The sequence below is a fragment of the Allomesorhizobium camelthorni genome (genome assembly GCF_011045125.1).
In the GTDB taxonomy this organism is placed as follows: Bacteria; Pseudomonadota; Alphaproteobacteria; order Rhizobiales; family Rhizobiaceae; genus Allomesorhizobium; species Allomesorhizobium camelthorni.
Genome location: NZ_JAAKZF010000019.1, coordinates 52,719 through 75,699 on the forward strand (window position 1 = coordinate 52,719; position 22,981 = coordinate 75,699).

Sequence of the window (22,981 nt, forward strand, 5' to 3'; positions counted from 1 at the left end):
GGGGTGCAACCAACGCAATCTGACCATATGAACCCGAAACCGTTCGAAGCCGTTCCGCCATCCGACGGCGCCGGACAGAACCTGCCGCATCTGTCCGGTCCTGCCGCCGCCATACGCCAGGTGCTGGCGGCGCATTTCGTGCGCGGCTGTCCGCATGTGCTCGAAATCGGCGGGCACAGGCGGCCGATCACCGGCTATCTTACCCATGCGCCGCTGTCGGTCACCTCGATCGACCCGAAGACCGCCGAATACGAGGCCGAAGAACTCAACGGCCGCCCTTGCCGCGTGCGCCACATCGCCCGCAAGTTTCAGGATGTCGAACTCGACTATGCGCCGCGCAGCTACGGCCTTGTGCTGCTCGGCTACTCGCTGAAGCCTTTCGGCAAGCGCGAGCCGCTCGGCAAACTCATGTTCTCGCTGGTCGACAACGCCGGCGTGGTGGTTATCGATTACACGCCCGAGTTCGAGCGCGCGGCTTCGCAGGTTCCGTCGATCCTTTCGCGCCCGACGCTCACCAACTATTGCAGCTTCGAACTCAAGCTCGAAGATCCGGAGATCGCCGCCACGCCCTATGCCAGGCGGCGCTTTCACGTGCTTCATCCCTCCGGTTCAGCGGCCTGAACTCGCCCATGGAACAAAGCCTGGCCCGCTATATCTGGACGCACACCTGGAAGCAGCAGCTCTGGATATTGGCGGTCGTCGCGATGTCGATGATCCCGTTCTACATGTCGTTCAACCTGCCAAAGTTGATCGTCAACGGGCCAATACAGGGCCAAGGCTTTGAAACTCCCGGAACCACGCAGCCATTCCTGCGGGTTGCCTTCGATCTTCCGGTGCTCGGCGAAACCGTATTCTTTTCCGGAATATCGCTCGACCGCGAACAGACGCTTTTCGCTCTCAGCATGGTGTTCCTGCTCCTGGTGATCGTGAACGGCCTGTTCAAGCTCTACATCAACACCTACAAGGGCCGCCTCGGCGAAAGGATGCTGCGGCGCATCCGCTTCGAACTCGTCGATCTCGTGCTCAGATTTCCGCCTCACCAGTTCAAGCGGGTGAAATCGGCCGAAATCGCGACCATGGTGAAGGACGAGGTCGAGCCGCTCGGCGGCTTCATCGGCGACGCCTTCGTGCAACCGGCCCTGCTCGGCGGGCAGGCGCTGACGGCGATGCTGTTCATCATGCTCCAGAACTTCTGGCTCGGGCTGGTCGCGCTGGTGATCGTCGCGATCCAGCTCGGCATCATCCCCAGGATGCGACGCAGGCTGATCGAACTCGGCCGCCAGCGGCAGCTTACCGCCCGACAGCTTTCCGGCCGGGTCGGCGAGATCGTCGACGGCATCGGCGCCATCCACAACCACGACACGTCGAACTACGAGCGCGCCGACATCGCCGCGCGGCTCGGCCGCATCTTCAAGATCCGCTACGACCTCTACCAGTGGAAATTCCTGGTCAAGTTCATCAACAACTTCCTGGCGCAGGTCACGCCGTTCCTGTTCTACCTGATCGGCGGCTATCTGGCGCTGCAGGGCCGCCTCGATGTCGGGCAGCTCGTGGCGGTAATCGGCGCCTATAAGGATCTGCCCGGCCCGATGAAGGACCTGATCGACTGGGACCAGGCGCGCCAGGACGTACAAGTTAAATACGCTCAGGTGGTCGAGCAGTTCAGCATCGACCATATCGTGGATTCCCGCATCCAGGCCGTGTCGCCGGAAAGCGTCCCGGCGCTGGATGCGCCGATCGCCGCCGTCAATCTGTCGCTGGTCGACGACAGCGGCGCAAGGCTGCTCGAGCACGTCTCGGTGCAGATCAAGCCGGGCGAGAAGGTGGCCGTGGTCGGAACCGCCGCAGGCGGCGCGGAGGTTTTCGCGGAAGCGGTCGCGCGGCTGATCTGGCCCGAAAGCGGCAGGATCGCCATCGGCGGCAAAGATCTTCTCGAACTGCCGGAATCGGTGGTGGGGCGGCGCATGGCCTACGCCTCGTCCGACGCGTTTCTTGCGCAGGGAACGCTGAGCGACAATCTGCTTTACGGCCTCAAGCACGCGCCGCTGACGCCAACGGTCTATGACGGCGAACGGGCGACGCAGCGCAACTGGGAGGTGGGCGAAGCGCTCAAGGCCGGCAACCCCGATTTCGACCTGAACAGCGACTGGGTCGACTACGCCGCGGCAGGCTCCACAGGCCCGGACGACATCTTGCTGGTGATACGGCCGGTGCTCGAGGCGGTGGCGCTGTCGCGCGACATACTCGACCTCGGATTGCGCGCATCGGTCGAACCGTCGCGCCATCCCGAGATCGTCGACCGCATCGTGGAATTGCGTCAGGCGCTGCGAGAGCGCGTCGCGGCCGAAGGGGTGAGCGGACTGGTCGTGCCGTTCGAGCCGGGAGCATACAACCCGCAGGCCACGGTCGGCGAAAACCTGCTTTTCGGCACCGCGACGGGACCGGAGCTTGCCGACAAGGCGCTGGCTTCCAATCCGTACTTCCTGTCGGTGCTGAAGTCTGCCGGGCTCGACGAAGTTCTCTACAATATGGGCCTGGAGATCGCCGGCAACGCCATCGAGCTGTTCAGCGACCTGCCGCCAGACCACCCGTTCTTCCAGCAGCTCGCCTTCATGACCGCCGACGAGATCCCCGGCTACACGGTGCTGCTGCAGAAGCTCAAGGGGCGCAGCTATGCCACGGTTTCCGAGCAGGACCGCGCCCAGATCATCATGCTGAGCTTCGCTTATATCGAACCCAGGCATCGCTTCGGCCTGCTGACCGACGATCTGATGGCGAGGATCGTCGAGGCGCGCGGCCGCTTCCATGAAGGCCTGCCGAAGGAATTGGCCGGCGCTATCCAGCGCTACGATCCGATGCGCTTCAGCACTGCGGCGAGCCTGATGGACAATGTCCTGTTCGGGCGCATCGGCCACAATCAACCGGACGGGCCGGAGCGCATCCGCGCGATCGTTCGCGAAATCCTCGACGAACTCGGCCTCTACGACGAGGTGCTGGGCATCGGCCTCGAATTCAATGTCGGTGTGGGCGGCAGGCGGCTGACCGGAGCGCAGCGGCAGAAGCTGGACCTGGCGCGTGCGCTGCTCAAGCGCGCCGATTTCCTGATCCTCAACCGGCCGCTGTCGGCGCTGGACCAGCGGGCGCAGGACCAGATCGTACGCAACGTACTCGAGGAAGCGAAGCGCGACGGCCGTGATCCGGCTATCATCTGGGTGTTAGAAAATCCGGCCATGGCGCAACTGTTCGACCGCGTAATCGTTTTCCATGGCGGAGAACTGGTGGAAGATGGAACGCACGAGACACTCGCGGCCGGAAACGGTATCTTCAAGGGATTGCTGTCATGATAGTCTTGGACAGCTTTGATTGGGGCAAGGGTTACGGTCATGCTTCTCAACGATGAAGTCGGAATGCTGCGGCGGGTGCCGCTGTTCTCGAATGTGGAGCCGGCCAAGCTCAAGCTCCTGGCCTTCACCTCCGACCGCGTGAGCTACGGCGCCGGGCAAATCCTGTTCCGCCAGGGCGACGAGGGCGACGCGGCCTATGTCGTCCTGTCCGGCAAGGCCGACATCATCGTCGACTCGCCGAGCGGGCAGATAAAGGTCGCCGAGGTCGAGCCCAACGAGATCGTCGGCGAAATCGCGATCTTGTGCGACGTATCGCGAACCGCCACCGTGCAGGCGTCGATGCCGCTCGAAGCGCTGCGCATCCGAAAGGATCATTTCCTGCGGCTGCTCAGGGAATTTCCTGAAATGACGATCGAGATCATCCGCGTGCTCGCCGACCGGCTCGGGCACACGACGGCGGAACTTTCCGACGCGCGCAGCCAGGCGCGCCAGGCCAAGCACTAGGCGCACTCGTTTCGCCCGGCCGCGGACGCAGCGTAAATTGAACGAAAGGCGGTGAGTTGCCTGTCTCGCTATATTGCGCCAGTCTGGCTAGGATAGCTCCCCGACGGGAGCCGACGGGCGAAGATATAGAATGAACGATGACTTGTTCCAGGTTCGATTCTGGGGAGTTCGCGGCAGCGTCCCCGTTTCGGGCGCCCAGTATCAGCGCTACGGCGGCAACACCATATGCGTGGAGATGCGCTGCGGGCCGCATACGCTGCTCTTCGATGCAGGCTCGGGAGCCCGCCCGGCCGGCGAGGCGCTGATGGCGGCGGGCGTCGACCAGTTCGACGTGTTCTTCACCCATTGCCATTACGATCACATCATCGGGCTGCCGTTCTTCTTTCCGCTTTACAATCCGCGTATCGACCTCACGGCATGGTCGGGTCACCTCGCCGGCCGCATGACCACTCAGGAAATGCTCGGCGAATTCATGCGCCCGCCCTGGTTTCCGGTCGCCATGGAAGTTTGCAGGGCGTGTGTCGGGACGCGGGATTTCGTCGCCGGAGACATCCTGAAACCGCAGGAAGGCATAACGATCAGGACCGGCAGCCTGACCCATCCGGGCGGCTGCGTCGGCTACCGCGTCGAATGGGGCGGCCGCGCGGTGTGCTTGATCAGCGACACCGAACATGAGCCCGGCAAGCTCGATCCGGTCGTGCTGGGGCTCATCGAAGACGCCGATCTGGTGCTCTACGACTGCACCTACACCGAGGAAGAAATGCTGCGCAAGCGCGGCTACGGCCACTCGACATGGCAGCAGGGCGTCAAGCTTTGCGAGGCTGCCGGCGCGCGCCGGCTGGCGATTTTCCATCACGATCCTTCGCGCACCGACGACCAACTCGCCGCGATGGAGAAAGAGGCGATGGCGGCCTTTCCCGGCGCTTTCGCCGCCATGGACGGGCAGACGCTCGAATTTCCGCGATTGAAGCTGCCCAAGCCGTCGCCGCTCAGGCAAGCAGCTCGCCAACCGGCCGCCAGCGGCAAGCGCCGCTCGCTGCCGTAACCTCGAACAGGCGCTCGAGGAACGACCAGGCGACCTCGTCATGCACGAGGTGATGGCTTAGCAGGCCGACGGGACCGCCCTCGCCCCGGAATGCGAGTTCGAGCTGCGCCACGATTTCAGAAATGAGCGCCGCATGGTCGCGGCCGCCGCGATTGCCGCGCCAATCCATGATGTCGACGGTGCTGTTGAGCATGCGTATGGGGGCCGGCCCGGGCGCGCCGAACACCGACAGCGCCGAAAAGCCTATGCCGGCAAGGTGCGGCAGCAGGTCTGCATCAATCCTGTTCCATGGCGGCACCAGCATGGGTGCGAAACGCCCGGCATGCAGGCGCTGCAGGCGCGCGCGCCCTTGCGAAAGTTCCGCCAGAACGATGTCGCGGGGGCGATGGTGTCCGAGTTCCTGCTTCTTTTCGCCCTGAGGGGCGTGGTTCTCGTGCGACCAGCCGTGGACCGCCACCGTGACATGGTTTTCGCGCGCCAGCCGCTCGGCCAATGGCGCTCCGGTCCAAGCCGGAATGACCGCAAGCGCGACCGGCGCCTGGTAGGTAGCGGTCATCGCGAGCAGCCGGTCGAGCGCGGCGGTAGGCTCGATCGCGTCGTCGTCGCGCAGCCAGAAATCGGCGGTCCGGCCGGCCTGAAGCCAGCGCGCCAGTTCTCTCGTCAGAGGCTGCCAGATTTCGCTGGGCGTCATGTTCGGGCCTCTGGCAGTATCGCAGCCAGGCGCCTGGCCGCCGCTTCGAGCGAGCGCTCGTCAAGGACGAACCGCCGCGCGGCCGCGCCTAGTTTCTGTCTCTCGGCCTCATTCGTCAGCAGCCGCTCGATAGCCTCCGCGTATGCGGCGACATCTCCCGGCGGCGTCAGCAGGCCGGTCGTTCCGTGCCGGACGACCTCGGGAACGCCCGCAATCGCCTGCGCCACCACCGGCAGCCCCGCGGCCTGCGCCTCCAGATAAGCAAGACCGTAGGCTTCGCCGCAGCCCGGCCAGACATAGACGCCCGCGCCGCGCAAAAGTGACGGCACTTCGGCCGGCGGCCTTTCGCCCAGCCAGTCGATGCGCTCCGGGGGTATCCGCGAGAATTCCGCCTGCACTTTGGCGCGGCAAACGCCGTCGCCGATGACCGACAAGCGCCAGGACAAATGTGCAAGCCGCTCCAGCGCGTGGGCGAGCATCCGGTAGCTCTCCATCTTGTCGCCTGGACGCATCATGCCAACCGCGACCAGAAGGGACGGATCGGCGGCGGGCGGCGGCGCGGCAAAGGCCGAAACGTCGATAAAGGGCGGCAGCAGTTCGAAGCGGGCCCGCGGCGCGATTTCGGCCAGTCCGTCGCGGTCTCTGGCGGTGAAGCAGACGTTCAGCGCCGCGTGTCTTACAATGTCCGCCAGCCGCGCCTGGTTTTCAGCCCATATCCCGATGTTGCGGCGGGTCGAATAAGAGGCCTCCGCGGTGACGTAGGGAATATGGAAGCGGGAGGAGAGCGTGGGCCCGAGAAGATCGGGGGCCTTGTAGTAGGGGTGGTAGCAGAACCAGAGGTCGGGTTTTTTCCCGGTTTCCCACAAGGCCGACAGGCGGGCGATTTCGCGCTCGGCTTCGGCCAGGGCCGCGGCATGCGACTCGGCCGTCGGGTTCGCGGAAAAACTGCGAAACTCCGAGGCCAGTTCGACCGTATATCCGGCAAGCTCCAGCGCCGCCTTCAGCATCCGCGCCATCTGGCGGTCGCCCGACGGCACGGGATGATCCGGCGATTTGAGCGGCGCGTAGTAGGCAATTCGCATCGCGCCACCTATCTGGGGAATCGGGCGCAAGTCAATTTCGGGGTCACCTCGGATTGATCGCCAGCCAACCGGGAGATGTGCTATTTCACCGACCATGGAAAACAAGCTCCTCGATCAACCGTTTCTCGACACGCTGCCGCAGTTTGCGCAGTTCGAGGGCGTGGCCGACGCCGACAATTACCGCCCGCTGCCCGACGACTGGTCGCTGGCTACAGCCGATATAGTCGACTCGACCAAGGCGATCGCAACAGGAGGCTACAAATCGGTCAACATGGCCGGCGCCAGCGTGATTTCGGCGCTGCTCAACGCGCTCGACCGCCGCGACCTGCCCTTCGTCTTCGGCGGCGACGGGGCGCTGGTCGCCTTCCCCGCCACGGCCACCGCGACCGTCCGCGAGGCGCTGTCGGCCGTCCAGGCATGGGTGGCGGACGAGCTGGAGCTGACGATGCGCGCCGCGATCGTGCCGGTGGCCGATATCCGCGCCCGGGGACTGGACGTCCGGGTGGCGCGGTTCCAGGCCAGCGGCGAGGTTTCCTACGCCATGTTCACCGGAGGCGGCGCAAGCTGGGCGGAAGCCGAGATGAAGGCCGGCCGCTTCACGGTCGAGCCTGCCCCGGCGGGCACGCGGCCGGATCTGGCCGGGCTGTCATGCCGCTGGAACCCGATCGAGGCGCGGCATGGCGAGATCGTCTCGATCATCGCGGTCCCGGGCCCGGCCGGCAGCGGCAAGGCGTTCCAGCAATTGGTGGCCGATATCGTGGCGCTGGTGGGCGAGGAGGAGCGAGGCGGCCATCCCGTGCCGCCGGAGGGACCCGGTTTCAGCTTCCCGCCCAAGGGGCTCGAAGCCGAGGCGCGCGCGCTTGCGCCCAAAGGAAAACGGTTCTGGCCTAAACTGATGATTCTGGGGCAGACCGCGCTCATCGGCATACTTTCGAAGCTCCGCCTGTCGCTTGGGCGGTTCGATCCGCTTCAGTATCGGAGCGACGTCGTCCGCAATTCCGATTTCCGGAAATTCGACGACGGCCTGAAAATGACGGTCGACCTCGACCGGGAGCGGCTGCGGCGGATCGAGGAGCGGCTCGAGCGGGCCGAACGCGAAGGGATTTGCAGCTACGGGCTGCACCGGCAGGATTCGGCGCTGATGACCTGCATCGTCGCCACGCCACTGCAGCGCGACCACATCCATTTCGTGGACGGAGCGGCGGGCGGATACGCCATGGCCGCCAACACCCTGAAGGCGAAAGCGGCAGCCTGAAACCCGCCCGTGGCACTGTTACCCGTCGCTGGCGCCACCTATATGACCATCCAAGATTGCAATCCCGAGCTGAAATTTCATGAGCCGGACATTCGAACGCGCGGAGCCGATAAAAACTGTCGATGTCCGCTATGCCGGCCGCACCGTCGCCCTTCCGGACATGTGCGAATACGCGAAATTCTACCGCAAGCTTTCCGGAAATTGCTGGGAAGCGAACACTTTCACTACTCTTGCGCGCAACCTCGACAGCGACACCGTGCTCATCGACATTGGCGCGTGGATCGGCGTGACGCCGATGTGGTCGGCGCAGGTTGCCCGCAAGGTGGTGGCGGTCGACCCCGATCCGAAATGCGCCGCGATCCTGAACGCGCTGGCGCCGGCAGCCGGCAATGTGACCGTGATAGAAGGCGCGCTCGCCGACTGCCGCAAGGTGGCGATCCATGCCGTCGACGGCTTCGGCAGTTCCGAAACCAGCATCCTCGACATCGGCAATGGCGCCGAGGCGTCGGCCCGCGGCTTCGGCATAGACGACATCATGCGTCATGCGGGAGGCGCGCCGGCCTTCGTCAAGATCGACATCGAAGGCTACGAATACGAGATCGCAGGCGAACTGGCCAAGCTGAGGCATTACCCGTTGCGCGGGCTGCAGATCGCGGTCCATCCGCAATTGTACGAGAAGAGCCTGAGAGGCGGCTGGCTGTGGCGGCGGCTGCGCACCGCATGGGCGACATGGCGGCTGGGGAGGCAGCTGGGCCGCTTCATCCCTGGCCCCAGCCTCCACAAGTTCGACAGTCTGGCGGCGTATATCCTGGGGGGAATCCTGTTTTGCGGCAAACCAAAGGGGGCGGATTTCGTGTTCGAACGCAATCCCGCTCCAACCTTCGAGGACAAGCTATGAGCATCACAAACGCAGACGTTTCCACCATCCTGATGGACAAGGTCGCCGACTGGCTGAGCCATTCGTCGCTCGTCGGCGACGATCTCGAAACAATGGTGCGCGGCTTCTGCGAAAGGCTGGCCGCCGCGGGTCTTCCGCTGGCCCGCGTACATCTCAGCTTTTCGATGCTGCACCCGCTCTACGACGCGCTCGGCTTCACCTGGGAGCGCGGCACCGGCATGCATGTCGAAGGCTTCCGCAAGAAGCCCGGCGAGACTGCCGAGCGTTTCCTGCGCAGCCCCTATTACCACCTGCTCAGCAACAATCTCGATCATCTCAGGCGGCGCATCGATCCGGAAGGACCGTCTGAGTTCCCGATCTTCGACGACCTCAAGCTGCTCGGCGTCACCGACTATCTCGCCTTCAAGCATTGGTTCGACGGCGACAACAACCAGGGCATGCTCGGCTCATGGTCGACCGACAATCCCGGCGGCTTCAGCGAAAACATGATCGCGGCGCTGCTGCGCGTGCAAAACCATCTGGCGGTGGCGGCCAAGATGGCGGTCCTCAGCAAGCTCGCCGACAATATGCTGACCACCTATCTCGGCGGCGACGCCGGCAAGCGCGTGTTGAACGGCCAGATCAAGCGCGGCGAGGGAGACACGATCCGCGCGGCGCTGGTGATGGCCGACATGCGCGGCTCGACCATGCTCGCGGAGCGCGAAGGCCGCGAGGTCTATATCGAGACGCTGAACCGCTTTTTCGACGCCATCGCGGCGCCCTTCAACCGCAGGGGTGGCCAGATCATGAGCTTTCTGGGCGACGGCTTCCTGGCCGTCTATCCCTGTGACCGTCACCGGGAGCCTTCGGAAATCGCCTGCCGGGCCGCACTTGCCGCAGCGTTCAAGGCGAGCGCCCGCATGGCCGACCTCAACGAGGAGAGGAAGCAGAAAGGGCTGGCCGAGATCGGCTACGGCATCGGACTGCATGTCGGCAATGTGATGTTCGGCAATGTCGGCCTAACCGACCGCCTGACGTTCTCGGCCTTCGGCTCAGCCGTCAACGAGGTGCAGCGCCTGCAGGTGCTGACCAAGAAATATCCGCACCGCCTCATCGCCAGCAAGGATTTCGCAACCTATACCGGTGGAGGATGGGTGACGCTCGGCAAGGAGAAACTGGCCGGGGTGAGGCAGAAGCTGACGATCCTGCACCCGGACGTCACCGACATCGAGATGACCGACGAGGACGGGTTCGAGGTGACTTACGACGGCATGTCGGACGCCGAGCAGTTGATGCTCTTGATTCGTGGTGGCGGACAATCCATGATTGAAGTGAACGGGGGAAAGAAGCTGCAATGAACACGACGATCCGCTCCGTCGGCCTGGCGGCCGCCTTTTGCATGTGCTGCCAGACCGGCGCCTTGGCGAATTCGGACGTTCTCATCGACAGTTTCGACGGTTCCGATTTTTCCGAATCGGGCGGCCTTTATTACAAGGAAAATTTCGAACAAAGCGCGGGCCGCGTCGAATTCCAGAAAGCCGTGACCCGCAACGGCGGCGGGGCACTGAAACTCAGCATCAAGCCGCTCTGCGGGGCCACCGCAAGGAGTTGCAGCGAGCGTGCCGAGATCTGGGAAAAGCCCGAGCTGCGCGTGCCCTACGACCAGGGCGTCTGGTATGGCTTTGCCGTGAAATTCGCCGACCCGGTGCCGAATGACGACCATCGCTACCTGATCGCGCAGTGGAAGCGGGAGATCGAACCGGGCGCCGAAGGCGATTTCAGCCCCTTCTTCGCCTTGCGGCTGCGGCAGGGGAAGCTCCACGCCACGGTCGAAACCAACTATGTGGCTCCCACCAACAAGACCGGAGACGGCGTCGGGCCGAACTGCACGACCGGCGGCACGCCGGTCTGGCTCCGCCCCGAAACCAACCAGATGCGTGCGCTGGTGGCTACCGACGCCGCCTGGGGGCCCGGCGACGGCCCGCTGTTCAACACCTGTACGAACGCGATAAAGGTCATCGACCACGGCAACAAGCTGCCGGCTCCGGGTTCCGGCTGGATCGATTTCGCCGTCTACACCAAGCCCGGCCCGGACGGGACGGGCCACATTGAACTCTATGCCAACGGCAAGCCGGTCGTCACCGTCAAGGGGCACATCGGCCATGCCGACAGGGGCCTGGGCAAGAACCAGTACTTCAAATTCGGCCCCTATCGCGCGGCGCATACAACCGAATGGACCGTCTATTATGACGATTTCCGCCGCTCGCCGCGCTGCGCCGACGTGCTGGCCGGGGCGCCCTGTCCGATGCAATGACGCTCTCGGGCCGGCACGAGCGGGCGGAACGTTCTACCGCAAGTTTCTGTTTTATTGATCGCTAACACTAGGCAGCCCAATAGCTGTGCGATAATCTCCGCTCGTCGAGCAGCGGAGACGGGGAAGTTCAGCGCTCGGACAGGGGAACCGTGCGGGCGATGAATTCAGGCGCTGACCTTTTAAGGATCGAAGACCTCGGCATATCCTTTGCGATCGTCGGTGGCCCTGTCCATGCGGTCAAGCGGGCCAATCTGCGCATCCTGCCGGGCAAGGTGACGGCGCTGGTCGGCGAATCCGGCTCCGGCAAATCGGTCATCAGCCAGGCGGTGATGGGGATTTTGCCGCAATCGGCGCGCGTGCGCGGCCGCATCCTGTTCAACGATCCGGAAAATTCCAACGGCCCGGTCGACATCCTGCAGATGCCGCGCGACGGGCAGGAAATCAGGGCGGTGCGCGGGAGCCGCATCGGCAAGATATTCCAGGAGCCTATGACCTCGCTGTCGCCGCTGCACACGATCGGCGACCAGGTCGGCGAGGTGCTGAAGATCCATACCGAAATGTCCGGGGCGGAGATAAAAGACCGCACCAAAGAGATGCTCGGCCTGGTCGGTTTTCCCGATCCGCGCCGCGCCTACGACATGTACCCGTTCGAGCTGTCCGGCGGTCTGAGGCAACGCGCGATGATCGCGATGGCGCTGATCTGCCGGCCGGCGTTGCTGATCGCCGACGAACCGACGACGGCTTTGGACGTGACGATACAGGCGCAAATCCTGCAATTGCTGCGCGAGTTGCAGAGCAAGCTCAACATGGCGATGCTTTTGATCACGCACGATCTCGGCGTTGTGGCCAATGTCGCCGACGAGGTGGTGGTCATCTACCACGGCGAGATCATGGAGGCGGGCCCGGTCGAGGCTATCTTCCGCCGGCCCGGCCACCCCTATCTGAAGGGGCTGATGGCGGCCGTTCCGCATTTCGACATGAAAGCTGGTGAGCGTCTGAAGGCGTTGCGCGAGGTGCCGGTCAACGTCGAGAACCTGCTAGGCAAGCAGAAGCCGGCGAAAGCCGCTTCCGACACGCTGTTGTCGGTCTCCGGCCTGAGCAAATCCTTCACGACGCGAAAATCCGGCTGGTTCGGCAAGCACGCGCAGATCGCCGTGCGCGCTGTCGACGACGTCAGCTTCGACATAAAGCGGGGCGAATGCCTCGGCCTGGTCGGCGAGAGCGGCTGCGGCAAGACCACCGTCAGCAAGATATTGATGCGCGCAGTGACTCCCGAAGCCGGCTCGGTCATCTACAACAGCGACCAGGGGCCTATCGACATCCTCGCCGCCCAAGGCGAAGCGCTGCGCACGCTTCGAACAAAAATCCAGATGGTCTTTCAGGATCCGGTCTCGTCACTGTCGCCGCGCCTGACCGTGCAGAACATCCTCAGCGAGCCCTTGGAAATCCACGGCCGCGGCGATGCGCGCTCCCGGCTCGAGACCGTTCGCTCGCTGCTGCAGGCGATCGGGCTCGACCAGCGCTCGATCAACCGCTACCCGCACTCGTTTTCGGGCGGCCAGCGCCAGCGCATAGGAATTGCGCGCGCTCTGGCGCTTGGGCCCGACCTGCTGATCTGCGACGAGCCTGTTTCGGCACTGGACGTTTCCGTGCAAGCGCAGATACTAAACCTTCTGAAGGATCTGCAGAAGGAGCTCGGCCTGACCTATTTGTTCATCTCGCACAATCTCGCCGTGGTGGATTATATGGCCGACCGTATCGCCGTGATGTGCGGCGGCCGGATCGTGGAACTCGCGCCGCGCGAGACGCTGATGAAGCGGCCGGTCCATCCTTATACGCGCTCGCTGCTCGCTGCCGTACCGTTTCCCGATCTCGACCGGCCGCTCGACTTCGAGACGCTGCAGGCCAGCGGCGCATCCGACACCAGCGCCTGGGCTCCACAATTCCGAGAGGACGGCGACGAGGACGCGCTGTCGCCCACCGATCTCGGCGGCGGCCATCTGGTTCTGGCGCGGCGAAGCGCCGACATGCGGGAGTTGCGGCAGTGATCACCCGGCGCACCGCCCTCGGCGTCATCGGCTCGGCCCTGCTGCCCGGAACGCTGCGAGCCGCCGACCGCGAACCGGAATTCTTCAAGTCGCAGTTGGACGAAGGCAAGCTGCCGCCGGTCGCCGAGCGGATGCCGCGGATGCCGCGCATCGTCAAAGTCGCGTCGATGGGCCGCCAACCCGGCCAGCATGGCGGGACGGTGCGGACGCTGATCGGCAGCCAGAAAGACATCAGGCTGATGACCATCTACGGCTATGCCCGGCTGGTCGGCTATGATGAGACACTTACCCTGCAGCCGGATATTCTGGAAAGCTTCACCAGCGAAGAGGACCGCGTCTTCACCTTCCGCCTGCGCGAAGGCCACAAATGGTCAGACGGCAGCCCGCTGACGCCGGAAGACTTCCGCTATTGCTGGGAGGACGTTATCAATGATGAAGATTTGGGTGGTGTCGACACCGCTCTCGTGGTCGACGGCAAAGGACCGACATTCGAGATCGTCGACCCGCTGACCGTCCGCTACACCTGGCATGCGCCCAATCCGGACTTCCTGCCGAAGCTCGCCGCACCGCAGGCGCTGAGCCTCGCCGTGCCGGCGGCCTACCTCAGGCAATTCCACAAAAAGCACCAGGACAAGGCCAAGCTCGAAGAGCTGATGAAGCAGCACAAGGCCAAGAAGTGGACCTCGCTGCACATCCGCATGGCCCGGCAGTATCGCCCGGAAAATCCCGATCTGCCGACGCTCGACCCGTGGCGCAACACCGTCAAGCCGCCTGCCGAACAGTTTGTTTTCGAGCGCAATCCGTTCTTCCACCGCGTCGACGAGAACGGGCTGCAACTCCCTTATATCGACCGGTTCGTGCTGAATGTGAGTTCGTCGTCGATCATCCCGGCCAAGGCCGGCGCGGGCGAGAGCGATCTTCAGGCGATCAACCTCGATTTCACCGACTACGCCTTCCTGAAAGACGCCGAGAAGCGCTATCCGGTGAAAGTCAGTCTCTGGAAGAAGACGTTAGGATCGCGAATCGCGCTGCTGCCCAACCAGAATGCAGGCGACGTGGTCTGGCGGCCGCTGCTGCGCGACGTCAGGGTGCGGCGGGCGCTGTCGCTGGCTATCGACCGGCGCGAAATCAACATGGCCGTGTTTTACGGGTTGGCGAAACCAAGCGCCGACACGGTGCTGCCCGAAAGCCCGCTCTTCCGCCCTGAATATGCGCAGGCGTGGATCGAGCACGACCCGGCGCAGGCGAATGCCCTGCTCGACGAGGCCGGGCTCAATGTGCGTGACGATGACGGCATCCGCATCCTGCCCGACGGCCGCCCGGCGCAGATCATCATTGAGAGCGCGGGCGAAAGCACACTGGAAACCGACGTGCTGGAACTGGTCGCAGACCACTGGCGCAATGTCGGCCTCGCCCTCTTCATCCGAACCTCGCAGCGCGACGTGTTCCGCAGCCGGGCGCTTGCCGGCGAGATCATGATGTCGATCTGGTCGGGCATCGACAATGGCGTGCCGACAGCGGACATGAACCCCGGGCAACTGGCCCCGACGGCCGACGACCAGCTGCAATGGCCGGTCTGGGGATCCCACTATCTGTCGCATGGCGAGATCGGCGAGGCGCCCGACGTGCCGGAAGCTGCCGAACTGGTCAGACTGCTCAAGGAATGGCGCCATACGGTGACAACGCCGGAACGGGCCGCGATCTGGCACAAGATGCTGTCCATCTACACGCAGCAGGTGTTCTCGATCGGCATCGTCAACGCCACGCAGCAGCCTATCCTGGCCACGACCCGCCTGCGAAATCTTCCCAAGGAGGCGCTCTACGGCTTCGATCCGACCTGCTATTTCGGAGTCTACATGCCCGATACGTTCTGGCTCGGCGAGGAAACCTGAACGTGCTGCGATACATCATCTGGCGCATCGCCGTAATGATACCGACGCTGCTTCTGATATCGGCGTTGATCTTCATCATCATCGAATTGCCGCCGGGCGACTATTTCGAAAGCTATGCCGCCGAATTGCGCGCCATGGGCGAAGGCGTCGACATGGACAAGCTGGAGGCGCTGCGGGCGGAGTATGATTTCGACAAGCCGCCGGTGGTCCGCTACTTCCACTGGCTCGCGGGCATGCTGCAGGGCGATTTCGGCTATTCGTTCGAATATCAGCTGCCGGTCAGCGACGTTGTCGGCGACCGGCTGTGGCTGACCGTCCTGGTCTCGTTCGTGACGATCGTCTTCACCTGGGTGATAGCCTTCCCGATCGGCATGTATTCGGCGACCCATCAGTATAGCTGGGGCGATTACGGCCTGACTTTCCTCGGCCTGATTGGCATAGCGATTCCCAATTTCATGCTGGCGCTGATCCTGATGTATTTCGCCAATATCTGGTTCGGCACCTCGATCGGGCATCTGATGGACCAGCAATATCTCGGTGAGCCGATGAGCTGGGCCAAGGCCAAATCCATCCTCGAACATATCTGGATCCCGGTCATCATCATCGGCACCGCGGGCACGGCCGGAATGATCCGGCGGTTGCGCGCCAACCTGCTCGACGAGCTTCAGAAGCAGTATGTGATGACGGCGCGCGCCAAGGGCCTGCATCCGTTCAAGACGCTGGTCAAATATCCGATGCGCATGGCGCTGAACTTCTTCATGTCGGACATCGGCTCGATCCTGCCGGCCATTATTTCCGGCGCCGAGATCACCGCGATCGTGCTTTCGCTCGAGACGACCGGCCCGATGCTGATCAAGGCGCTGCAGAGCCAGGACATGTATCTCGCCGGATCGTTCCTGATGTTCCTGGCATTCCTCACCGTCATCGGCGTCCTGATCTCCGATCTGGCGCTGGCGCTTCTCGATCCGCGCATCAGGCTACAGGGCGGCAGCACCAAATGAACGCACCGCTTCCCCCGCCCGGCGCTCCGCTCGAGCACTACGTCTCTACCGCGCCTTTCGACCCCCAGTCGGTGGAGGTGATGACCGAGGAGCAGATGCGCGTCTATCAGGCGTCGCAAATGCGGCTGATGTGGTGGAAGTTCAAGCGGCACCGGCTGGCGCTGGCGTCCGGCATCTTCCTGGCCACGCTCTACGTCATGATCGTGTTCTGCGAATTCCTCGCGCCCTACAATCTGCACACGCGCAATGTCGACTTCATCCACGCGCCGCCGCAGCCTATCCACATGTTCCATGAGGGGCAGTTCGTCGGGCCGTTCGTCTACGGCCGGCAGATGAACCTGAACATGGATACGCTAAAGCGGGAATATACCGACGACCGAACCGACGTTCAGCCGCTGCGTTTCTTCTGCCGTGGCGACGGCTACGAATTCTGGGGCCTATTCGAGGGCGACCTCCATATCGTCTGCCCCGCAGAGGGCGGCCAGATGTTCCTGCTCGGCACCGACAGGCTCGGGCGCGACGTGCTGTCGCGCATCATCTACGGCGCCCGCATCTCGCTGACGATCGGGCTTATCGGCATCACTTTCAGCTTCGTGCTCGGCATCGTGATCGGCGGGCTCGCCGGCTATCATGGCGGTGTGCTCGACCTCGTCGTGCAGCGCATCATCGAGGTGCTGCAATCGATCCCGAGCATCCCGCTATGGATGGCGCTGGCGGCGATCATGCCGGTGACGTGGAGTCCGATCCTGATCTATTTCGGCATCACCGTCATACTCGGCCTGTTCGACTGGACCGGCCTCGCCCGGGCGGTGCGCTCCAAGCTCTTGTCACTGCGCGAGGAGGATTATGTGCTGGCGGCGCAGTTGATGGGCGCCAAAAGCAGCCGCATCATCGGACGACACCTCATTCCCGGCTTCATGTCGCACCTCATCGCGACGGCCACGATCTCCATACCGGGCATGATCCTCGGTGAAACCGCGCTCAGCTTCCTCGGCCTGGGGCTCCGGCCGCCGATCACCAGTTGGGGCATCCTGCTGACGGAAGCGCGCAGCGTCAGCGTGATCGCCTTCTATCCATGGCTGCTCTACCCGATGATCCCGGTGATCCTGGTGATCCTCGCCTTCAACTTCCTGGGCGACGGCCTGCGCGACGCGGCCGATCCGTATCGGTAGGACGTTTACGCCACTTCGCGGCGCGCCTCCGGCTCCGCCATCGCGCCGTTGCGGCGCACGGAATCGCCGCGGCCGACCGCGTAGTAGAGCAGGCCGTGGCGGCGAACGTCTTCCGGTTCATAGAGATTGCGCCCGTCGACGATGACCGGGCTTTTGAGATTGGCTTTCAGCCAGGCGAAATCGACCACCCGGAACTGCTTCCATTCGGTGCAGATCACAAGCGCATCGGCGCCGGCGGCGGCCTCAAGATGGCCCGAGGCGAGGGACAGGTCGAGACGCTCGCCATAGTGCCGCCGCGCCTCCGTCACCGCTTCCGGATCGAAAGCGCGGACGCTGGCGCCGGCCTCCCACAGCGCTTCCATCAGCGTCCGACTCGGCGCGTCGCGCATGTCGTCGGTGTTGGGTTTGAACGCCAATCCCCACAGAGCGATGGTGCGGTCCTTGAGATCGCCGTCGAAAGCCTGCTCCAGCTTGCGGAAGAGCACGCCCTTCTGCGCATTGTTGACGCGCTCCACCGCCTCCATGAGTTCCGCCCTGAACCCCGCTTCTTCCGCCGTGTGCGCCAGAGCGCGCACATCCTTGGGGAAGCATGAACCGCCATAGCCGCAGCCTGGATAGATGAACTGATAGCCGATGCGCGGATCGGAGCCGATGCCCTGGCGCACCTCCTCGATGTCGGCGCCCAGCCGTTCGGCGATGTTGGCCATCTCGTTCATGAAGCTGATCTTGGTCGCCAGCATGGCGTTGGCCGCGTATTTGGTCAGCTCCGCGGAGCGGACATCCATGCTGATCAGCTTGTCGTGGTTGCGGTTGTAAGGCGCGTAGCACTCCTGCAGTTTCTTGCGGACCGCTTCCTTCTCCGAACCGATGATGATGCGGGCAGGCTTGGTGAAGTCTTCGATGGCGCTGCCTTCCTTGAGGAATTCGGGGTTGGAGCAGACATCGAACGCATGCGTCGCGCCGCGCCTTGCTATCGCGGCAGCGATCACCGCCTCGACCCGGTCCGCGGTTCCGACCGGCACGGTCGATTTCCCGACCACGATCTTGTAGCCGTCGATATGCTCGCCGATCGTTTCGGCCACCGTTAGAACGTGGCTCAAATCAGCCGAGCCATTGTGCTGGGGCGGCGTGCCGACTGCGATGAAGATCAGGTCGGCGAAGCGCACGCCGGCCGGCGCGTCGGTCGAGAATTTCAGCCGCCCCGCCTCGGCGTTGCGCACGACCATCTCGCGAAGGCCGGGCTCGAAGATCGGCACCCTGCCCTCTTTCAGCATCGCGATCCGCCCCGCATCGACATCGATACAGAGCACCTCATGGCCGACATCGGCGAAGCAGGCTCCCGTAACCAGGCCGACATAGCCTGTCCCGAAGATGCTAAGTTTCATACGGGTATCCCTCGAATGGTTCGATGCAGCGGGGGCAGCAAGACTTCAATACAGGCTGCCGAGCGCAATGTTAACCCGCCCGTTCCACTGCCAGGCGCCGTGGAAGGCCATCAGCTCGACGAATTTTCAGCCCGGAAACGGCCGACTGGCCTTGTTCCGGGGGTTTCGGCGTCGAACTGCCGGGCGCGCTCCAGCGAAGATGAATCAGGCTGCGGCCGACGAAATCAATCCAGTCGAACGGAGGCTTTCGCGCAACGCCTCGACCTGGCTGGACGAAAGGCTGTTGAGCGGCGGCATGACGCGGTTCCAGCCGGAATCGCCGGTGAGCAGCCCCAGCGCAGCCTTGACCGAGGCAACCAGCGGAAATCTGGCGATCGCGGCGCGGATTTCGACGGCGGCCGCGAGCCCCTGCGATTTCGCAATCCCCTCGCCGCTCCAGCAAAGCTGGGCAAACCGGCCGGTGACATTGGCGGTGGCCGAAATGCACCCGGCGAAGCCGAGTTCGGCGGCGCGGCCGAGTGAGGCTTCCGCGCTCGGGAATACGTCGAAGCCCGGCAAGCGCCTGACAAGATCGGCTGAATAGTCGAGATCGCCGGAACTGTCCTTCAGTCCTACCAAAGTGCCGGGCAGCATGTCGCGCAACCGGGCCACCACATCGGCAGAATAGGGTACGCCGGAATTGGCCGGGAAATGATAGAGGTAGAGGTTCAGCCCGTCGGCGCCGACGCGGCGAACGAGCGTCTCGACATAGGCGACGAGGCCATCCTCGTCGATGCCCTTGTAGTAGAAGGGCGGCAGGAGCAGCGCCCCGGCAAAACCGAGCTTCCTGGCCTCTGCCGTCAGGCACACGGCATCGTCCAGCGCCGCAGCGCCGGTGCCGACCATGAAGCGGTCGAGCGGCAGCCCGCCATTGGCCACCGCTCGCATCGCCTCGATCCTCTGCCCGGCCGAGAACGATGTCGCCTCGCCCGTCGTGCCGAGGAGATTGATGCCGTCGCAGCCGCCTTCGCCGAGCAGCCAGCCGCAATGGCTAACGAGACGATCGAGATCTATCGACAGATCGGCGGCGAGCGGTGTCGCCGCCGCGGCGATCACGCCCTTAAGCTTGGTCATGCGGCACTCCTGGGATTTATGGCAGCGTTTAAGCGGTTTTCACCGTGGTGTAAAACCACCGCGGCGTTGGGGCATGCTCGCGCGGCCTGGCTGCGGCTTCAGCGCCGTCCGACAGCGTCCAGGCAGCGGCGTTCTGGTTCAAGCGAGACCGCCAGCCCGGAAGAACGTGGCGAAGCGATTGAAAATGTCGGGTTGCCCGACCTGGCCGCCTTTGAGGAGCAGGACCATCCCATCGCGAGCCGCCAAGGACGAATGGCTTGCGCATAGGGCCACGCCGGGATCCAGCCGGTGGAGGAAGGCAAGGCTCTCGAAACCGAGCCGATGGACGACGACGCTCGATGTGTCGCCGCCGGCGACGCCGAGCGCGCGGACCGGATGGCGGTCGAAGACGGCGGCGGCGAGCGTGGCGAGACGGTCGGCCAGTTCGCCGCCGGTCAGGCGGTAGTCCTCGTCGGGGAGGAGATGGAGAAGCACGTTGCTGCCCTGCGCCAGCCGGGATACCGCCTGTGCGGCCAGATCCTGTACGCCGGCGCTAGCAAGGTCGGCGCGGCGGATCGGAATGCGATGGAAAAGCCGCGCGGCGTCGACCTGGGCGGCTGTCACCGCCGAGCGGCTGCCCGCGAGCACGAGGCACGGGCCGCCGGTTGAAATCGTCGAAGCGGACGAGGGCTGCGAAGCATCAGTTGTCGGATGAGCGGAACCTGCGATGAAAGCCTCGGCGACACTGCTTGCGCCGACGACGAGCAATGGACGACCGCTGACCTCGAGGCTCTGCAAGGCTTTGCCGATCCGGTTGACATCGGACTGCGCTGCGGCGTCGAAGAGTATGCGCGGGCGTGGGGCTGCCAGATGCGCCGACAGGCGCGCGGTAAGCCCGTCGCCAAGGACAGGCCAGGCTTCGAGCGCCAATCCGTCCAGCCCCTGGGCGGCGAGATGGACGCGCAGGTCCGCCTCGGCCATCGGCGTCACGGGATGGCGGCTCATCACCGGGTGGCGGTCGATGCGGTGGACTCCGCCGTCCGGCCCGCGTGCGAACAGATTGCCGAAGAGGCAATACCGGCCGAGGCTGGGCTGGCCGCCGACGATGACCGTGAGCGCCGGGTCGAGATGGCGTTCGAGCGCGAGGACGGCTGCGCCGATGCTGCCGACGGTCGGCGACGAATCGAACGTGGAACAGATCTTGTAATGGATGATGCGCGGCGATAGCGCCGCAACGGTCTCTGCCAGCGCGTCGATCCGGTCCGTGATCTGTTGGGGCGGCAGGGCGCGCAGGTCGGTGGCGAGGCCTACCGCACCGAGCCGCTCGGCAGAGACGGCAACGGGATTTGGCGGATGCAGGAAGAGGCGGACGCGGTGTCCGGCCTCGGCCAACGTCGCCAGCGTGTCGGACGCGCCGGTGAAGTCGTCTCCGATGAAGAGGTAGTCGATCGCCATGTCAGCGACCGAAGAAGGAGAGCGCGGCGGCAAGCTCCGGCCGTGTCGCGGCCGCGGCTGCGAGATCGCGGTCCTCGGCGACCGCTTCCCAGGCCTGTCTCAGGCTCGCGACGCCGGCTGCCGGCCCATCCGGATGGGCCAGGATGCCGCCGCCAGCGAGGAACATGAAATCGGCCGAGCCGGCCGCCTCGCATGTGCGCGGCAATGTGCCGGACCACTGGCCGGAGGAGAAGACCGGCAGCACCGCATCCAAAGCATCGGGCGCATCCGCCGCGAGCGGCTTCAGGCAGCGCCTGGCCGCCGCCTCCACCTCTTCGGCGGCGTCGGAGAATTTTCCGCCGATGCCGTGCACATGCATGTGGTCGATGCCGGCCAGCCGGTAGAGCGCCTGATAAGCGTCGAAGCCGATGCCGAGCGCCGGATGCCGGCCAAAGGCGCCATATCCGTTGCGATGGCCGTGAAGCGCAAGCGGCGTTGCGCGGCGCAGCGTCTGGACGCCGGACAGACCGCACCAGTTGAGGCTCACCATCACGCAAGATCCCTCTTCCCGCTCCACCAGTTCGGCGTGGCGGCGCATCGCGTCGGTCTCGTCGGTGACGTTGAAGGCCACCATCACGTCGCGGCCGGTGCGGTCGCGATAGGCTCGTATCTTGGCCATGACCGCCGGCACGCGCAGGTGAAGCGGCGCGTGATCCGGGTCGGCGCAGATCTCGTCGTCTTTGATGAAATCGACGCCGGCCTCGCAAAGAAGCGCGACAAGGTCGGCGATCTGATCCGCCGACATGCCGACATTCGGCTTGATGATCGTGCCGAAGAAGGGACGGCCGTGGACGTTCAGCCGCTCGCGCGTGCCTGCGACACCGAGCGCGGGCAGTTCGAAGCGCATGCGGTAGTCCTGCGGGATATCGACATTGAGCAGCTTCAGACCCGTGACCTCGCCGAGGTCGTAGAGGTTGCCGGCTACCGTCGCGGCGAGAGTCGGAAGGTTCGCGCCGATGTTGGCGGCCGGAAAGGCCACGCGGACGCGCGCCCTGCGCCACGGTCCCGTCGCGCGCTGGCGTTCCAACCAGGCGCTGGAAAGGCTCGGCGCGTTTGCCGGCTCCAGTTCCTCGACCGAGAGCACTTCCGCCGCCGCGCGCCGGCGCAGTTCGTCGGTTTCGCCGGCGACGCGCACGAAGGTGCCGCTGCTCTGTTCTCCCGCCATGATCGCCGCTACCGCCGCGGGTTCAAGCGGCGTCTCGATCAGGTAGGTGGCTTCGATCGTTGCGGGCTTCATCTTTGCCTCAGATCGCCGAAAGGTCGGGGAAAGGCCGTACAGGGTCCTTCCCGTTCCAATCCTGCGCCGCCTCTCGGATCATGTCGAACATGCGCCCTTTCGGCCCCAGCACCTCCGAGAGTTCGATCACCGTGCCGGGGTGCGCTTCCCGGTCGAAATAGCAGAAGCGGCCGTTCGCGCCGACCTTGCCGCTCATCTTGCGGCGAAAACCCCGAGCTTCCATGCGCGCCAGATCAGCGTCATAGGTTTGCGTCCAGTAGGCGACGTGCTGCAGGCCGCGATGGCCGGCGCGCATGAAATCGCGATACATCGACGGCGCGTCGTTGCGCGTCTGGATCAGCTCGACCTGGAGCGGACCGCTGTTGGCCAGCGCGACCGAATTGTGGACCTCGTAGGACTTGTCCTCGTAGCGATAATCCTCGATGGGCACTTTCGGATTGTAGAACCAGGGGCCGACGCCCATCACCTCGTGCCAGTGGGCCATGGCGGCCTCGATGTCGTCGACCACGTAGCCGAGCTGACGGATCGGGCCTAGAAACCTGCTCATG

Annotated in this window: 19 protein-coding genes; 12 read left to right on the forward strand and 7 right to left on the reverse strand. The window is 64.4% G+C overall.

The window, feature by feature from the left end; all coding sequences use genetic code 11:
• Nucleotides 1-27: 27 nt before the first annotated feature.
• The 4 genes from G6N73_RS15560 (at nucleotide 28) to G6N73_RS15575 (ending at nucleotide 4,893) form a co-directional block, all read left to right on the forward strand.
• The gene (locus G6N73_RS15560) at nucleotides 28-621 is read left to right on the forward strand and encodes a hypothetical protein (protein ID WP_165029095.1); all 594 of its coding nucleotides are present in this window, start codon (nucleotides 28-30) and stop codon (nucleotides 619-621) included.
• 8 nt (nucleotides 622-629) lie between these two features.
• Complete coding sequence (locus G6N73_RS15565) at nucleotides 630-3,344, forward strand: ABC transporter ATP-binding protein (RefSeq protein ID WP_165029097.1); 2,715 nt, start codon at nucleotides 630-632, stop codon at nucleotides 3,342-3,344.
• Nucleotides 3,345-3,383: 39 nt separating this feature from the next.
• A complete protein-coding gene (locus tag G6N73_RS15570; RefSeq protein ID WP_165029099.1) occupies nucleotides 3,384-3,848 on the forward strand; it encodes a cyclic nucleotide-binding domain-containing protein in 465 nt (154 codons plus the stop codon).
• Between the two features lie 130 nt (nucleotides 3,849-3,978).
• Nucleotides 3,979-4,893, forward strand: coding sequence for an MBL fold metallo-hydrolase (locus G6N73_RS15575; protein WP_165029101.1), 915 nt, complete (start codon nucleotides 3,979-3,981; stop codon nucleotides 4,891-4,893).
• On the opposite strand, the gene G6N73_RS15580 is transcribed toward G6N73_RS15575, so the two are convergent.
• Together G6N73_RS15580 and G6N73_RS15585 are read right to left on the reverse strand one after the other, a co-directional pair.
• A complete protein-coding gene (locus G6N73_RS15580) occupies nucleotides 4,838-5,584 on the reverse strand; it encodes a polysaccharide deacetylase family protein (RefSeq protein WP_165029103.1) in 747 nt (248 codons plus the stop codon). The two genes, G6N73_RS15575 and G6N73_RS15580, sit on opposite strands and share 56 nt — an antisense overlap.
• A complete protein-coding gene (locus G6N73_RS15585) occupies nucleotides 5,581-6,666 on the reverse strand; it encodes a glycosyltransferase family 4 protein (protein WP_165029105.1) in 1,086 nt (361 codons plus the stop codon). Before G6N73_RS15585 ends, G6N73_RS15580 begins: the two co-directional genes overlap by 4 nt.
• Nucleotides 6,667-6,760: 94 nt before the next feature.
• Here G6N73_RS15585 and G6N73_RS15590 point away from each other — a divergent pair, with 94 nt between their 5' ends.
• The 8 genes from G6N73_RS15590 to G6N73_RS15625 all read left to right on the forward strand — a co-directional run bounded on the left by G6N73_RS15590 (nucleotide 6,761) and on the right by G6N73_RS15625 (nucleotide 17,225).
• Entirely contained in the window at nucleotides 6,761-7,921 is a 1,161-nt protein-coding gene (locus G6N73_RS15590; protein ID WP_165029107.1) for a DUF3095 domain-containing protein, read from the forward strand.
• 79 nt (nucleotides 7,922-8,000) lie between these two features.
• A complete protein-coding gene (locus G6N73_RS15595; RefSeq protein WP_165029109.1) occupies nucleotides 8,001-8,819 on the forward strand; it encodes an FkbM family methyltransferase in 819 nt (272 codons plus the stop codon).
• Nucleotides 8,816-10,156, forward strand: a complete 1,341-nt coding sequence (locus G6N73_RS15600; protein WP_165029111.1) for an adenylate/guanylate cyclase domain-containing protein — start codon at nucleotides 8,816-8,818, stop codon at nucleotides 10,154-10,156. Before G6N73_RS15595 ends, G6N73_RS15600 begins: the two co-directional genes overlap by 4 nt.
• 41 nt (nucleotides 10,157-10,197) lie before the next feature.
• Complete coding sequence (locus G6N73_RS15605; RefSeq protein WP_246252093.1) at nucleotides 10,198-11,112, forward strand: polysaccharide lyase family 20 protein; 915 nt, start codon at nucleotides 10,198-10,200, stop codon at nucleotides 11,110-11,112.
• Nucleotides 11,113-11,270: 158 nt separating this feature from the next.
• On the forward strand, nucleotides 11,271-13,160 hold the full coding sequence (locus G6N73_RS15610; RefSeq protein ID WP_165029115.1) for an ABC transporter ATP-binding protein: 1,890 nt from the start codon (nucleotides 11,271-11,273) through the stop codon (nucleotides 13,158-13,160).
• Nucleotides 13,157-15,052, forward strand: a complete 1,896-nt coding sequence (locus G6N73_RS15615) for an ABC transporter substrate-binding protein (protein ID WP_165029117.1) — start codon at nucleotides 13,157-13,159, stop codon at nucleotides 15,050-15,052. The genes G6N73_RS15610 and G6N73_RS15615 overlap by 4 nt, the downstream gene beginning before the upstream one ends.
• Nucleotides 15,053-15,054: 2 nt before the next feature.
• Entirely contained in the window at nucleotides 15,055-16,053 is a 999-nt protein-coding gene (locus G6N73_RS15620; RefSeq protein ID WP_165029119.1) for an ABC transporter permease subunit, read from the forward strand.
• Nucleotides 16,050-17,225, forward strand: a complete 1,176-nt coding sequence (locus tag G6N73_RS15625; RefSeq protein ID WP_165029121.1) for an ABC transporter permease — start codon at nucleotides 16,050-16,052, stop codon at nucleotides 17,223-17,225. The genes G6N73_RS15620 and G6N73_RS15625 overlap by 4 nt, the downstream gene beginning before the upstream one ends.
• A 5-nt stretch (nucleotides 17,226-17,230) precedes the next feature.
• Here the strand turns inward: G6N73_RS15625 and G6N73_RS15630 are convergent, their stop codons facing one another.
• From G6N73_RS15630 to G6N73_RS15650, 5 genes are all read right to left on the reverse strand, one after another.
• Nucleotides 17,231-18,610: a UDP-glucose dehydrogenase family protein gene (locus G6N73_RS15630; RefSeq protein WP_165029123.1), complete on the reverse strand. Its 1,380-nt coding sequence runs from the start codon at nucleotides 18,608-18,610 to the stop codon at nucleotides 17,231-17,233.
• Between the two features lie 204 nt (nucleotides 18,611-18,814).
• Entirely contained in the window at nucleotides 18,815-19,723 is a 909-nt protein-coding gene (locus tag G6N73_RS15635) for a dihydrodipicolinate synthase family protein (RefSeq protein ID WP_165029125.1), read from the reverse strand.
• Nucleotides 19,724-19,861: 138 nt separating this feature from the next.
• On the reverse strand, nucleotides 19,862-21,157 hold the full coding sequence (locus tag G6N73_RS15640) for a four-carbon acid sugar kinase family protein (RefSeq protein ID WP_165029127.1): 1,296 nt from the start codon (nucleotides 21,155-21,157) through the stop codon (nucleotides 19,862-19,864).
• Between the two features lies 1 nt (nucleotide 21,158).
• Nucleotides 21,159-22,433, reverse strand: a complete 1,275-nt coding sequence (locus tag G6N73_RS15645) for a RuBisCO large subunit C-terminal-like domain-containing protein (protein WP_165029129.1) — start codon at nucleotides 22,431-22,433, stop codon at nucleotides 21,159-21,161.
• A 7-nt stretch (nucleotides 22,434-22,440) separates the two neighbouring features.
• A complete protein-coding gene (locus tag G6N73_RS15650) occupies nucleotides 22,441-22,980 on the reverse strand; it encodes a VOC family protein (protein ID WP_165029131.1) in 540 nt (179 codons plus the stop codon).
• Nucleotide 22,981: the final 1 nt, after the last annotated feature.

Bases quoted from the DNA above. Each gene is read 5' to 3' on its own strand.
- G6N73_RS15560 (WP_165029095.1), top strand. From the start codon at position 28: ATGAACCCGAAACCGTTCGAAGCCGTTCCGCCATCCGACGGCGCCGGA.
- G6N73_RS15565 (WP_165029097.1), top strand. From the start codon at position 630: ATGGAACAAAGCCTGGCCCGCTATATCTGGACGCACACCTGGAAGCAG.
- G6N73_RS15570 (WP_165029099.1), top strand. From the start codon at position 3,384: ATGCTTCTCAACGATGAAGTCGGAATGCTGCGGCGGGTGCCGCTGTTC.
- G6N73_RS15575 (WP_165029101.1), top strand. From the start codon at position 3,979: ATGAACGATGACTTGTTCCAGGTTCGATTCTGGGGAGTTCGCGGCAGC.
- G6N73_RS15580 (WP_165029103.1), bottom strand. From the start codon at position 5,584: ATGACGCCCAGCGAAATCTGGCAGCCTCTGACGAGAGAACTGGCGCGC.
- G6N73_RS15585 (WP_165029105.1), bottom strand. From the start codon at position 6,666: ATGCGAATTGCCTACTACGCGCCGCTCAAATCGCCGGATCATCCCGTG.
- G6N73_RS15590 (WP_165029107.1), top strand. From the start codon at position 6,761: ATGGAAAACAAGCTCCTCGATCAACCGTTTCTCGACACGCTGCCGCAG.
- G6N73_RS15595 (WP_165029109.1), top strand. From the start codon at position 8,001: ATGAGCCGGACATTCGAACGCGCGGAGCCGATAAAAACTGTCGATGTC.
- G6N73_RS15600 (WP_165029111.1), top strand. From the start codon at position 8,816: ATGAGCATCACAAACGCAGACGTTTCCACCATCCTGATGGACAAGGTC.
- G6N73_RS15605 (WP_246252093.1), top strand. From the start codon at position 10,198: ATGTGCTGCCAGACCGGCGCCTTGGCGAATTCGGACGTTCTCATCGAC.
- G6N73_RS15610 (WP_165029115.1), top strand. From the start codon at position 11,271: ATGAATTCAGGCGCTGACCTTTTAAGGATCGAAGACCTCGGCATATCC.
- G6N73_RS15625 (WP_165029121.1), top strand. From the start codon at position 16,050: ATGAACGCACCGCTTCCCCCGCCCGGCGCTCCGCTCGAGCACTACGTC.
- G6N73_RS15630 (WP_165029123.1), bottom strand. From the start codon at position 18,610: ATGAAACTTAGCATCTTCGGGACAGGCTATGTCGGCCTGGTTACGGGA.
- G6N73_RS15635 (WP_165029125.1), bottom strand. From the start codon at position 19,723: ATGACCAAGCTTAAGGGCGTGATCGCCGCGGCGGCGACACCGCTCGCC.
- G6N73_RS15640 (WP_165029127.1), bottom strand. From the start codon at position 21,157: ATGGCGATCGACTACCTCTTCATCGGAGACGACTTCACCGGCGCGTCC.
- G6N73_RS15645 (WP_165029129.1), bottom strand. From the start codon at position 22,433: ATGAAGCCCGCAACGATCGAAGCCACCTACCTGATCGAGACGCCGCTT.
- G6N73_RS15650 (WP_165029131.1), bottom strand. From the start codon at position 22,980: ATGAGCAGGTTTCTAGGCCCGATCCGTCAGCTCGGCTACGTGGTCGAC.